The organism is Dokdonella sp. (assembly GCF_019634845.1).
In the GTDB taxonomy this organism is placed as follows: domain Bacteria; phylum Pseudomonadota; class Gammaproteobacteria; order Xanthomonadales; family Rhodanobacteraceae; genus Dokdonella_A.
This window is the reverse complement of the sequence record NZ_JAHCAQ010000009.1, coordinates 17,067-30,352: the sequence shown is the minus strand read 5'-3', so window position 1 is coordinate 30,352 and position 13,286 is coordinate 17,067. Positions and strand designations below refer to the sequence as shown.

Below are 13,286 nucleotides of genomic sequence, written 5' to 3'. Positions count from 1 at the left end.
GTCGCGCTCAACCGTGTGCATCGAGCAGCGCATCCAGACGCTGCTGCAGCGGTGCCAGGCGCGGATTGGCAGCGTCGAGGCCACGCGCTGCATCGAGCAGGCGTGTCGCGTCCTCGCGACGACCTTCGCCGATGCGCTGATCGGCCTGGTCGAGGAAGGCGTTGGCCAGGCGCGTCGACAGCGCCGGCAGCGCGGGATCCTCGGGAGCAAGTTCGCGCAGCACGTCGAGCAGACCACGCGCGCGCTGTGGAGCGCCCTCGCTGATGGCGCGTGCGAACAGGTCGCGGGCAATGGCCGGCAGCCGCGCGAGTCCGTCACGCGCCGCTGTCGAATCGGCATCGATCGCGAGCGCGGCGCGGTAACGGTCATAGGCGCTGATGCCGGGCGGCTCCATCAGCTGTCCCGCCTGTGCCGCGCGCTCGCCGGCGGCGACGAGTCGCTGCACCTGGGCACCCTGTGCCGGCGTCAGCGGCTGTTGGTGGGCGGCGATGTCGAGCCGCTCGCGCAGTTCGCGCAACTCACCGCGTGCCACGCGCAGGCCGGGCAGGTCCGGCGCGATCGCGGCGGCCTCGTCGATGAAACGCGCGGCCGCCAGCGCATTGTCATCGTCGATCGCCGCCGTGGCGCGCACGAGCAGCGCCTGTGCCACCCGGCGCAACCCCTGCTGCACCCGTGCATTGGCGGGATCGAGCTGCGCGGCCTGCCGATACAGCTCCAGCGCAGCGTCGGCGTTGCCACTGAGCTGGCCCTGCTGCGCACTCGCATCGGCGCGGTCGAGCAGCCCCTGCAACTGCGCCTCGCGCGCCGCGCGTGCCGTCTCGCGCGCGCGCGAGATGTCGGCCAACAACTCGGTTTGCCCAGGGTAGCCGGGCAGAATGCGCGCGATGTCGTCGCTGCGCGCGACCGCGCCCTCGATGTCGCCGCCGGCGAGCGCGGTGCGCGCCTGGGTTGCCAGTTCGTCCGCGCACTTGCGCAGGCCGGCCTGCGCGATCGCATTGCCGGCATCGCCATCGAGCACGCGCTGGTACAACGCCGCGGCGCCGTCATCACCGACGAGGCGGCCGGCAGCCAACGCCGCGGCGGCTGCGTCGAGGCTCCGCGCCGTGGCGTCCTGCGTGTCACGCTGGCTGTCGCGCTGGCGAATCGCCTGGGCGAGCTGGTCGACCGCGACACCGCCGCCGAGCAACTCGCGCGCCGCATCGAGATCGCTGCGCGCGGCCGCCAGATCGTCCTCTGCGAGCGCCTGCTGTCCGCGCTCGAGCAGACGCCGCGCCACCGCCTCGAGGCCATTGCGCGCAATGTCGTTGTCGGGATCCTGTGCGCGGGCGGCGAGGAACAGCTCGCGTGCGCTGTCGCCCTGGTTGCCGGTCAGGTGGCCGGCATCGAGTGCCTGCTGCGCGCGCGACAGGGTGTCGTTGAAGCTCGTGCGTGGCAGCAGGTGGCGCAGCGTGTCCTGGTTCCACCATGCCAGTGTCGCCATCAGCAACAACGCGCCCAATGCCAGCCAGCGGCCACTGCGGGCGCGCTGCGGCGTGGGCGCGGCAATGCGTTCGCGCTGTGCGCGCAATGCCGGCGCATCGACGTCCGCGCCGAGTTCGTCGATGCGGCCCAGGCTTGGCTCGCTGCGCCCGTCGGGCGTGCGCTCGGGCACGGCGTCAGTGCTGCGATCGACGGCGAACATCGGCGCGAGGTCATCGAGCGGCGTCGCACTGCGCGCGCGCAGTGGCCCCGGCAATGGCGGCACCTCGGCCGTCTCCGCCCACGGCGGCTGCGCCTGTTCGAGCGCATCGATCGCGGCCGCGACTTCGTTGCCATGCTGGTAACGCTGCGCCGGTTCCTTGGCCAGCAGACGGTCGAGCAGGCCCTGCAGCGCGGCCAGGCGCGTCGGCAGCCTCGGCAGCGGCTCGCTGATGTGCATGATGCCGACGGCGAGCGAGTCACCGGCGCGGTACGGCACCTGTCCCAGCAGCATCTCGTAGAGTACGACCCCGAGGCTGTAGAGGTCGGAGCGGCCATCGACGCCGCGCCCACGCGCCTGTTCCGGGCTCATGTAGTGCGGCGTGCCGACGATGGCACCCGTGCGCGTCATGCGCAGCGCCGCTTCCTGGGCGTGGGCGATACCGAAGTCGGTGAGCACGGCACTGCCATCCTCGCGCAGCAGGATGTTGTCGGGCTTGACGTCGCGATGGACGATGCCCCTGTCGTGCGCATAGGCGAGCGCGCCGGCGATCTCGCGCGCAATGCGCAGCGCCTGCGCCGGTGGCAACGGCTTGCCGTCGCCGCAGGGCAGCGGTCCGCCGGGCACGTATTCCATCGCGATGTAGTGCAGGTCGCCGGCATGGCCGACGTCGTGGATGCCGACAACGTGGCGATGATGCAGTCTGGCGGCGATGCGCGCCTCGCGCAGGAAGCGCGTGCCGAAGTCGGGATCGACCAGCAGCGCCGGCGACATGACCTTGAGCGCGACCTCGCGATCGACCGACTGCTGGATCGCCAGGTACACGGTGGACATGCCGCCGCGACCGAGCTGGCGGACGATGTGGTAACCGGGGATTTCGATCACGTTCGAACCTCTGCGCAGGCGCTGTCGGCAGCCCGCGCGACGTCCATGACACGAGCGGCGCAGCATAGCATGCGGCCATGCGCGCACCGTTCAGGCCAGGCGGCGCGCCTCGGTCACGTTGGGCACGGCCATGAGCTGTGCCAGCAGGCCGCTGAGCTGACCGAAATCGGCGACCTTGAGCGTGTAGTTCATCTCGGCCACGCCGCGCTGTGCGTCGACGCGTGCATTGAGCGCGACCACCTGCACGTTGGCGGCAGCGATGGCGTTGCTGACATCCTTGTGCAGCCACTTGCGGTCGAAGCCGCGCACCACGACATCGACCTCGTAGCTGGTGGCCGGGCGTTTGCCCCAGGTCACCTCGACCACGCGGTCGGCGTCGCGCTCGCGCAGGCTCGCGACCTGCGCGCAATCGGCGCGATGCACCGAAATGCCGCGACCGCGCGTGATGTAGCCGACGATCGCATCGCCCGGCAGCGGCTGGCAGCAGCGCGCCAACTGGCTCAGCAGGTTGCCGACGCCCTCGATGACGATGGCGCCACCGCCGTCGGCCGAACGCGCGCTCGCCGGCACCGCCGGCGGCGGAACCGGCGTGGGCGCTGCCGGTGGCGCTCCCAGTTCGTGCAGGGCGCGCGCCAGCTGCCCGGGCGACACGTCGCCGAGCGCGAGCGCGTGCAGCAGCTCGTCCTGGGTCTTGAGCCGGAACTGTTCGGGCAGGCGCTCGAGATGGTCGGGCGGCAGGGCCAGGCGCTTGAGCTCGCGCTCCAGCACGGCGCGGCCGGCGGCGAGGTTCTGCGCCGTATCGATGCGGTTGAACCAGGCCCGCACCTTGTTGCGGGCGCGATGCGTGCGCAGGAAGCCGAGTTGCGGCGACAGCCAGTCGCGGCGCGGCTCGGCGATCTTGCCGGTGAGGATCTCGATGCGGTCGCCGCTGGCCGGCTGAAAGCCCAGCGGCACGATGCGGCCATTGACCTTGGCGCCACGACAGCGGTGGCCCACGTCGGTGTGGATCGTGTAGGCAAAGTCGAGCACGGTCGCGCCCTGCGGCAGGTCGACGACGTTGCCCTTGGGCGTGAGCAGGTAGACGCGGTCTTCCACCACTTCGGTGCGGAAGCCGGCCAACAGGGCCGCATCGTCGTCGGCCTCGCGGCTTTCGAGCAATTGCCGCATCCAGGCGATCTTGCGTTCGAAGCTCGCGTCGCCGCCACCGCCTTCCTTGTAGCGCCAATGCGCAGCCACGCCCAGTTCGGCATGCTCGTGCATGTCGTGGCTGCGGATCTGCACCTCGAGCGTGCGCCCTTCAGGGCCGATGACGGCCGTGTGCAGCGACTGGTAATGATTGCCCTTGGGATTGGCGATGTAGTCGTCGAATTCGCCCGGAATGAACGGCCACAGCGAATGCACGACGCCGAGCGCGGCGTAGCACGCGGCGACGTCGTCGACGATCAGGCGCAGCGCCCGCACGTCATACAGCTCGGAAAACTCCAGACCCTTGCGCTGCATCTTGCGCCAGATCGAATAGATGTGTTTCGGCCGGCCACCGATCTCTGCACGCAGACCGGCCTTGGCCAGCGCAGCGCCGAGTTGCTGCTTGGCAGTGGCGATCCAGGCCTCGCGATCGCCACGACGCTCATCGAGCAGGTGCGCAATGCGCCGATAGACGTCGGGTTGCAGGTAGCGGAAGGCCAGGTCCTCGAGCTCCCACTTGAGCTGCCAGATGCCGAGCCGATTGGCCAGCGGCGCGTGCATGTCGGCCGTGAGCCGTGCCGCGGCGACACGCTCGGCCTCGGGCGCATCGGCCAGCGCACGCATGCGCACGAGCTGGCGCGCGAGCAGGATGAACACGACGCGCAGGTCGCGGATGATCGCCAGCAACAGTCGGCGCAGACCCTCGCTGCCGGTGGCGGCACCATGCGCGGCATGCAGCGCCCACACGCGCTCGGCCGCCTCCTGGCCCTCGACGAGGGCGCGCACCGGCGCCGGCAACGCCGCCAGCAAGGCCGCATCGGGCTGTGGGTCGCAGCTGCGCAGCACATGCACGATGCAGGCTGCCTGCGCTTCTTCGTCGACGCCGAGCGCGCGCAGCAAGTCGAGACTGGCCAGCAGTTGCGGCTGCGCCGCGTGCCACGCCGCGCCGAGCACGCCGCCGCGCTGCTCGCCGATGTGCACGGCTTCGCGCAGCAAGGGCGACCCGGCGCCGGCCGGCAACTGCGCCAACCAGGCGCTCAGATCAATCGCAGGGGATGCGTGCTCGGTCACGGTGACGATGGTAATTGGCGGCGATGTGCGGCGCGCGTGCCGGGCTGCCGCCCAAGGGTTCGGGCAACCGGTCGCGGCCACCGGCCTGCCGGGCGCGCGAGAGGGCCAACATGTCCGGCAACAGCGTAAACGAGAACGGCGCCCGCCGGCGCCGTCCAAGTGCCGGTTGAATGGCGCGCCCGTTTAAGGGGTGCATCCCATCCAGACAAAGCTGTCGCTGTTGCGGAAGCCATAGACCACATCGTCGCCGATGAAGCTATCACCGCCGTCATTGGCGCTGACATCAGGCGACGGCAGTACCGCGATCGCAGCCGCCGGCTGGCAACTGCCGATCGTGCCGCCCACCTTCTTCTGGCGCATGACCACCACGAACAGCGACTGGGCCCGCGCCGCCGGGATCAGCGACACGCGTTCGCTGAGGATGCCGTCATTGGCCGCGGACAAGGTTCCGGTGAAAAACACGTTCGGATCGCCCGGGTCACAGATGGTGTCCGGAATCTGCGCGCCGGTCCCCGCGGGCAGCTGGTTGCGCAGGCAATAGGTGCCATTGGCCGTGAGGTAGTTGGCGTCGTACGCATCGCGAATGGCAACGTCCACGACACTGGCCTGGATGGCGTTGGGCGTCAACGGCGTCACGCCAAGGAAGTGCGAATTGGGCAGGTCACCATTGGGTTGTGCCCCAAGGCGCGTGTCGACGCGCGCAACGTAGGTGAATGCATTGGAGGCCGTCGACGAGGTCCACATCGTCAGCGCGCGATCGCCGAAGCGCGTATCGTTTTGCGAGCCCGCGCCGGGCCTGCGCACGCCAGTGGCGGCAGCGCACAACGAGTTCTCGGCCGCCTGCGGCACATCCGTCAGCCCGGTATTGGGGTTGTCGCCCCAAGTGCAGGAATCGTTGGGGGCATTCTTCCAATCAGCGGAATTGGCATCAGGCCAGGAAAAACCGATGCTGCTGTCGGGCAGCCAGTTCACGAGGTAGGTGCGCTGCAACCGCTCGAGAGTCTCATCGAATCCGTCCTGGAAGATGAAATTGCTGAACGGGCTGTACGGCGACGTGATCTGCCCGTTGGCGTCCCTCGCCTGACAGGTCAACGTGGTCGGCACCACCCAGCTCGGTGCGCCCGGATTGATGCGCATCACCCCTGCGGCGAAAGTCAGTGCGCGCACATCGAACGCGCTGGGCAATGCCCAATGGCTGCGCATTGGTGCGAACTTGACCGCGCCTGGAGTGATTCCGGCGCCCACGTCGAGATTGGCGCAGAACACGAAGTCGGCGGTGCTGACCGACAGTACGCTGGTGGGCCCGAATGCCACGTACTGGCTCGGCGACTGCAGCGGCACCGACATGGCATCGTTGATCACGAGTGTCGGTACATCGGCAAGCGCGGTACCTGTGCCAGCCATCAGCGCCACAGCCAAAATCCGCAAGCGGATACGATTCTCGAGCACAACCATTCGCAGTCCTTGGAGTCCAACAACGGATTATTCAAAGTGGCAGCCAACATGGCGCGCACCGTTCGTGCGTCAGCGCCCACCGAGGCAGCGCTTGCAGACCAGACAGGCCGGCAACGCATGCTACACTCGATGCGCCATAGTGTAGCGGCAGGATTGTGCAATTGCACACGTTAAGTTGCCGTAAACGAAGGGAATTTCCGTGACGCAGGCTGCATTACTTCCATCCTTTGCGAAAACCTCCATGCGCCCAAACACGAGCCTTGCACTCGCGCTGCTGCTGACCATCGCCGCCAGCGCCAACGCCCAATCCAACGCACCGACCCTCGAAGAACGCATGTCGCAGGCCGATTTCCACGCGGCAGGGCTCGACAAGCTGTCCGCGGATGAACTCGCCAATCTCAATGCCTGGCTTGGCGCGCATGGTGGCAGCGTGCGCTATGTGACGGCGGCCGGCGCGCCGGCATTCGATACCGACCAGGGCGAGCGCACCACGATCGAGAGTGCGATCGACGGCACCTTCCTGGGCTGGAACGGACAGACCACCTTCAAGCTCAAGAATGGCCAGGAGTGGGCCCAGTCCGAGTCGGGTCATTACGATGCGGGCAAGTACAACAGTCCCAACGTGCGCATCAAGCCGATGATGCTCGGCAGTTGGCTCATGGTGGTGGAAGGTTGCGGCTGCAGCGTGCGCGTGCGGCGCATCCGCTGAGACGCCGGTTCAGCGCGACGCCGTCTCGCGCTCGCGCAGCGTATCGAGCAACCGGGCCAGCCGCTTGGGCGAGACCGGTTCGGCGGTCCCCAGTTCCTGCGCGAATGTCGACACGCGCAGCTCCTCGACCAACCAACGCAGCTCGCGCACGCGCGCATCGCTGTCCAGTTGCGCGAGGCGCTTGCGCACTTCGCGCCAGTGGACCTGTACGCCGAGCATGCGCGCCTGGTCACGCGCGGGGTCCTGCCGCAGGCGCTGCGCGCGCAGCGTCATCGCCCTGAGATAGCGCGGCAACTGCGCCAGGCGTGAGCGGTCGAGCGCACGCACGAAACCCGGCGCCAGCAGCACCTCGAGCTGATCGGCGAGATCATCGTAACTGGCCTTGGCGAAGCCGATCAGCGGCGGCTCGAGCATCGGGCGCAACTGGGCATGTGCGGCCACGATCGCCTCGACCGGCTTGAGCCGCTCGATCGCGGCCGGAAACAGTTCGCGCGCGATGCGTTCGCGCAGTCGATCGAACGACTCGCGATCGCGCACGTCGAGCGCATGCGCATCGAGGCACTCACGCAGGGCGCCTTCGACGAGGTCGGCGCGCAGCGCGGCCGTGTTGCCGAACGCGACCCAATGCAGCGCCAGCGTGCGGTCGAGCGGCAATTGCTTCTGCGCCTGCTTGAGCTTGTCGGCCAGCGCGCGGCGCAGCAGGCGCTCGACGCCGCGGCGATGCTCGCCCAACGCCTCGCCGCGCTGCTCGAACACCCGCAGCGCCACGCTTTCACCAAGGTCGACGAGCGCCGGAAACGCGGTCAGGCCGCTGGCCGACACGACCTGGTCGGGAATCTCCGCGAAGTCGAACCCGACCACATCCTCGCGCGTCAGCTCGACATCGGCGCGCCGCGAGAAGGCGACACGCGCCGCGCCGGTCCACTGCGCCTGGATGGCGGCGAGGTCGCGGCTCTCGACCAGCACGGCGTGGTGCTCGTCGACCACGCGAAAGCACATCTGCAGATGCGGCGGCAACTCGATCGCGGCGAAATCGCCGACTGTGACCGCGACGCCGGTCACGCGCTGCAGATAGCGCGCCAGCACCTCGAACAAGGGTTCGTCACGGGGTGCTTCGGCCTGGGCGAAGGCACGGGCGAAGTCGGGCGCCGGCACGAAGTTGCGGCGCAGCGCGCGCGGCAGGCCACGGATCGCGGTCGCCACCTTTTCCTCGAGCATGCCCGGCACCAGCCACTGGCAGCGCGCCGCTTCCACCGCGTTGACGAAGGCCAGCGGTACCTGCAGCGTCACGCCATCGCCGGCATCGCCCGGCACGAAGCGGTACGAAAGGCGCAGCGCGTGGCCCGCCACCTCGAGCTGGGCCGGGAATGCCTGGGCCCCGGCGGCATCGCCCGCATCGAGCACGTCCGCCAGCGACCAGCGCAGCGCGGCCTGCTCGCCGGGCGCGGCCCGACGATACCAGGCGTCGAGCGCGGCGCTGGTGCTGATGTCGCCGGGCAGCTTGCCGGCGAAGAACGCCGCCAGCTGCTCATCGTTGCGCACCAGGCCGCTGCGGCGGAGCTTGGCCTCGGTCTCGTGCGCCTGGGCGAGCACGCGCGCATTGGCGCGCACGAAATCGGCCTTGGCGTCGATCTCGCAACGCGCCAGTGCCTCGCGCAGGAAGATCGCATGGGCCTGCAGCGGATCCTGCTTGCCGAACTGCACCATCCGCTGCTCGACGAGGGCAAGCCCGAACAGGTTGACCTGCTCGTGTGCGACCACGGCGCCGCGCCGGCGCGACCAGTGCGCATCGCGCCAGCTGCGGCGCACGAGATGCGCGGCCTGCTGCTCGATCCAGTGCGGTTCGACGCGCGCACACAGCATCGCGTAGACCTTGGCCAGGTCGAGGATCTGCCCCGCGAGCAGCCATTGTGGCGGCGACTTGGCCAGCGCCGAGCCGGGAAAGATGCCGAAGCGCCGCTCGCGCGTGCCGCGGTACTGGCCACGCTCGTCCTTGCGGGCGACCTGGGTCGGCCAACCCGACAGCAGGCAGCGATGGATCGCTTCGTAACGATCGGCGCCCGCCGTTGCCGGGTCGGAGTCGGCCGCGGCGAGCATGGCGCGCCCTGTCGACTCGGCATCGGCCGTGCCGGTCGGCGCCGCATCCTGCGCGAGCAGCAACTGGCGATGCAACTCGCGCCACTCGCGCATGCGCAGGAATGACAGGAAGCGATCACCGCACCAGTCGCGCAGCCGCGACTGCGTGAGCTCGGCATGCGCCTGGGCGTGCGCCTGCCACAGCTTGAGCACGCCGATGAAATCCGAGCGCGCATCGACGAACGGTGCCTGCGCGGCATCGGCCTGGGCACGGGCATCGGCGGGACGCTCGCGCGGATCCTGCACGCTGAGGAAGGCCACCAGCACCAGCAGTTCGGGCAGCACGTCACGCGCACGCGCCTCGACCAGCATGCGGCCGAGCGCGACGTCGATCGGCAGTTGCGCCAGCTGCCGTCCGAGCGGCGTGATGCGCGCCGCGTCGCCACCGGTCGGCGCGGCCTCGATGGCCTGCAGTTCGGCCAGGCGCCGGTAGCCATCGCCGATTGCGCGCTCGCCCGGCGCATCGACGAACGGAAACGCCGCCGGATCGCCGAGCCCGAGCGCGAGCATGCGCAGGATCACGCCGGCCAGCGAACTGCGCAGGATCTCCGGATCGGTGTAGCGCGGCCGCTGCGCGTAGTCGTCCTCGCCGTAGAGGCGGTGGCACACGCCCGGACCGACGCGCCCGCAACGGCCCGCGCGCTGGTCGGCCGCGGCCTGCGAGATCGGTTCGATGTGCAGGCGCTCGAGCTGGTTGCGCGGGTTGTAGCGCTTGACGCGCGCGCTGCCGGTATCGATCACGTGGCGGATGCGCGGCACCGTCAGCGAGGTTTCGGCCACATTGGTCGCCAGCACGATGCGCCGCTGCGGGCCCGGATGGAACACGCGATCCTGTTCCTGCGCCGACAGGCGCGCGTACAGCGCCAGCACCTCGGTCTGGCGGTACTTGCGCCGCGACAGTGCCAGATGCACATCGCGTATCTCGCGCTCTCCGGGCAGGAACACGAGGATGTCGCCCAATGGATCGCCGCGCGTGATCTCGTCGGCCACCGCGACGATCTGCTCGGCCGTGCTCGCATCCTTGCGCGCCTCGGGCGGGTGCCAGCGCAGCTCGACCGGATAGGTGCGCCCCTCCACCTCGACCACCGGGGCGTTGCCGAAGTGGGCGGCGAAGCGCGCGGTGTCGATCGTCGCCGAGGTGACGATGAGCTTGAGATCGCGGCGCCTGGCGAGCAGGCGCTTGAGATAGCCGAGCAGGAAATCGATGTTGAGGCTGCGTTCGTGCGCCTCGTCGAGAATGATGGTGTCGTAGGCCGCCAGCCACGGATCGCCCTGGGTCTGCGCCAGCAGGATGCCGTCGGTCATGAACTTGATGAGGCCATCCTCACCGCTGTGGTCGGCAAAGCGCACCTGAAAGCCGACGATGCCGCCGACCTCGCCCGCCAGTTCGCTGGCCACGCGCCGCGCCACCGTGCGCGCGGCGATGCGGCGCGGCTGCGTGCAGCCGATGAGCCCGCTGCGACCACGGCCGGCGGCGAGGCACAGCTTGGGCAGTTGCGTGGTCTTGCCCGAGCCGGTCTCGCCGGCCAGCACGATGACCTGGTGGCGCTGGATCAGCTCGATGATCTCCGCGCTGCGCGCGGCGATCGGCAAGGCCTCGTCGATCTCGATCGGCGGCACGCGCGCGGCGCGCGCAGCGACCGCCGCGCGCGAGACTTCGATGTCGGCCGCCAGTGCCGCAACCTGCTCGGGCGGCGGCGCGGACCGGGCCGCGCGCAGCCGTCGCAGGCGCGCGAGCAGGCGGCCACGGTCGCGACTGAGCACGCCATCGAGCGCATGGGACAAATTGTCGAGGCTGGCAGTCGGCACGCGGCAGGAAATCGGTGGACGGGACAGGACCGGGACGCGGCAGCGCCGGAGGGCGATATTTGCGGGCTATCGCGCCGATACGCAAGTTCGATTTCCCATCGGCGGGGACGATTGCTAGAGTCCCTGCCACGACAACGACACGGAGCAGCGCGCATGGCCATCGACATCGGCATCAACAAGAAGGACCGCGAGACGATCGCGAAGAACCTGTCCAAGCTGCTGGCCGACACCTATTCGCTGTATCTCAAGACGCACAGCTTCCACTGGAATGTCACCGGCTCGATGTTCAACACCCTGCACCTCATGTTCGAGACGCAGTACAACGAGCTGTGGACCGCCGCCGACGTCATCGCCGAGCGCATCCGCGCGCTCGATGTGTACGCGCCGGGCTCCTACACCCAGTTCGGCAAGCTGACCTCCATTGCCGAGGAAACCGGCGTGCCCGACTGGAAGGGCATGGTCGAGCAGCTCGTCGACGGCCACGAGGCGGTCGCCCGCACCGCGCGCGAGACCTTCCGCGCGGCGGACAAGGCCGACGACCAGCCGACCGCCGACCTCGCCACGCAGCGCATGCAGCAACACGAAAAGACCGCGTGGATGCTGCGTTCGCTACTGCGCTGAGGATGGCTCGGCCGGCGTGGTGGCAGGCGTCGCCACGCCGAGCAGCGCGAGCGCGGCCGGAAAGTCGGCGACGAAGCGCAGCGAGCTGCCGTCGGCCACGACGCCCATCGCGGCGAGGATGCGCGCCGGCTGCGGCTGCAGACCGGTGATGACGAGCGCGGTGCCATCGCGACGGCATCGCGCCACGAGGTTGCCGATCGCGGTGGCGCCCGAGGCATCGATGAACGGCACCAGCCGCAGGCGCAGGATGAACACGCGCGGCGGGCGGCCGAATGCGCGCAGCACGTCATCGATGCGGTTGGCCACCGCGAAGAACAGCGGCCCCGACACGCGATAGGCCTCGACGCCTTCGGGCAACACGTCGTAGTCCACTTCGCGGCGCGCCCGTGTGAAGTCCTCCTCGTCGCTGTCGAGCAGACCGACGTGGGACTCCAGCGCCACCACCTCGCTCATGCGGTACATGAACAGGAACGCGGCCAGCACCACGCCGACCTCGACCGCGACGGTGAGATCGATCACCACGGTCAGCACGAAGGTGACGACGAGCACGATGCGGTCGCCCCACGGCGAGCGCAGCAGCTGGCGGATGCGCTCGATCTCGCTCATGTTCCAGGCGATGACCAGCAACATGGCCGCCATCGCCGGCAGCGGCACCCGGTTGGCCAGCGGTGCCGCCACCAGCACGAAGGCGAGGATGAACAGCGCATGGGCCATGCCGGCCACGGGCGAGCGCGCACCGGCCCGCACGTTGGTGGCCGTGCGCACGATCGCGCCGGTGGCCGGCAGGCCGCCGACCAGCGCCGACGCGGCATTGGCCACGCCCTGCGCGACGAGCTCGCAGTTGGAGCGGTGGCGGCCCCCGATCATGCCGTCGGACACCACCGCCGACAGCAGCGACTCGACGCCGCCGAGGAAGGCGATCGTGAACGCGCTCGGCAGCAGCTCGTGCAGACGCGCAAGGTCGAACGCGGGCAGGTGCGGCGCCGCCAGTTCGCGCGGCACCGGCCCGAAGCGCGAGACCACCGTTTCCACCGGCAGCTGCAGCAGCACGGTGGCGAGCGTGGCCAGCACCACCGCGATGAGGAATCCGGGCCACTGCGGGCGCCAGCGGCGCAGCGCGATGAGCAATGCGAGGGTGCCCAGCGCCAACCCGGTCGCCCATGGATCGATACTGCCGATGTGGGCCGCATAGGCCTGCCAGCGCGGCACGAACTCGGCCGGCAACTGGGCGATGTCGAGCCCGAGCAGATCCTTGATCTGGCTGCTGAAGATGCTGACCGCGATGCCGGCGGTGAAGCCGGTGATGACGGGCTGCGGCATGTACTTGACGAGCGTGCCCAGCCGCAGCAGGCCGGCCACCACGAGCATCGCGCCGGCCATCAGCGTCGCCACCACGAGGCCGTCGTAGCCGTAGTGCGCGATCACGCTGTAGACGACCGGGATGAAGGCCGCCGTCGGACCGCCGATCTGCACGCGCGAGCCCCCGAGCGCCGAGATGAGGAAGCCGGCGACGATCGCGGTCTGCAGGCCGACGGCCGGGCTTGCTCCCGACGCGATCGCCAGCGCCATCGACAACGGCAGTGCAACGACCGCGACCGTCAGGCCCGCCATCAGGTCGCTGCGCAGGTCGCGCATGCCATAACCCTGGCGCAACGTGGTGACGAGCTTGGGGACGTACAGGTGCCACAACGGCGGCGCGGACGCGGGGACCGACATGGGCGCAGGTCTCCTGGGCTG

Annotated in this window: 7 protein-coding genes; 2 read left to right on the top strand and 5 right to left on the bottom strand. The window is 69.6% G+C overall.

Going from position 1 to position 13,286, the window contains the following annotated elements; all coding sequences use genetic code 11:
* Nucleotides 1–7: 7 nt before the first annotated feature.
* The 3 genes from KF903_RS08035 to KF903_RS08025 form a co-directional block, all read right to left on the bottom strand.
* Nucleotides 8–2,563 carry a serine/threonine-protein kinase gene (locus tag KF903_RS08035; RefSeq protein WP_291213444.1) on the bottom strand — a complete coding sequence of 852 codons (2,556 nt, stop codon included), beginning with the start codon at nt 2,561–2,563 and terminating at the stop codon, nt 8–10.
* A gap of 90 nt (nt 2,564–2,653) precedes the next feature.
* Nucleotides 2,654–4,819 (bottom strand): bifunctional (p)ppGpp synthetase/guanosine-3',5'-bis(diphosphate) 3'-pyrophosphohydrolase, encoded by a 2,166-nt coding sequence (locus tag KF903_RS08030; RefSeq protein WP_291213442.1) that lies wholly within the window; start codon nt 4,817–4,819, stop codon nt 2,654–2,656.
* A gap of 183 nt (nt 4,820–5,002) precedes the next feature.
* Entirely contained in the window at nt 5,003–6,223 is a 1,221-nt protein-coding gene (locus KF903_RS08025; protein ID WP_291213440.1) for a hypothetical protein, read from the bottom strand.
* A 292-nt stretch (nt 6,224–6,515) separates the two neighbouring features.
* On the opposite strand from KF903_RS08025, the gene KF903_RS08020 reads away from it, so the two are divergent.
* The gene (locus tag KF903_RS08020) at nt 6,516–6,983 is read left to right on the top strand and encodes a hypothetical protein (protein ID WP_291213438.1); all 468 of its coding nucleotides are present in this window, start codon (nt 6,516–6,518) and stop codon (nt 6,981–6,983) included.
* 9 nt (nt 6,984–6,992) lie between these two features.
* Here KF903_RS08020 and hrpA read toward each other — a convergent pair whose 3' ends face one another.
* Nucleotides 6,993–10,928 (bottom strand): ATP-dependent RNA helicase HrpA, encoded by a 3,936-nt coding sequence (gene hrpA, locus KF903_RS08015; RefSeq protein ID WP_291213436.1) that lies wholly within the window; start codon nt 10,926–10,928, stop codon nt 6,993–6,995.
* A gap of 153 nt (nt 10,929–11,081) precedes the next feature.
* Between hrpA and KF903_RS08010 the strand changes: the two genes are divergently transcribed.
* The gene (locus KF903_RS08010) at nt 11,082–11,549 is read left to right on the top strand and encodes a Dps family protein (RefSeq protein ID WP_291213434.1); all 468 of its coding nucleotides are present in this window, start codon (nt 11,082–11,084) and stop codon (nt 11,547–11,549) included.
* Here the strand turns inward: KF903_RS08010 and KF903_RS08005 are convergent.
* On the bottom strand, nt 11,538–13,265 hold the full coding sequence (locus KF903_RS08005; protein WP_291213433.1) for a SulP family inorganic anion transporter: 1,728 nt from the start codon (nt 13,263–13,265) through the stop codon (nt 11,538–11,540). The genes KF903_RS08010 and KF903_RS08005 overlap by 12 nt on opposite strands.
* Between the last annotated feature and the right edge of the window lie 21 nt (nt 13,266–13,286).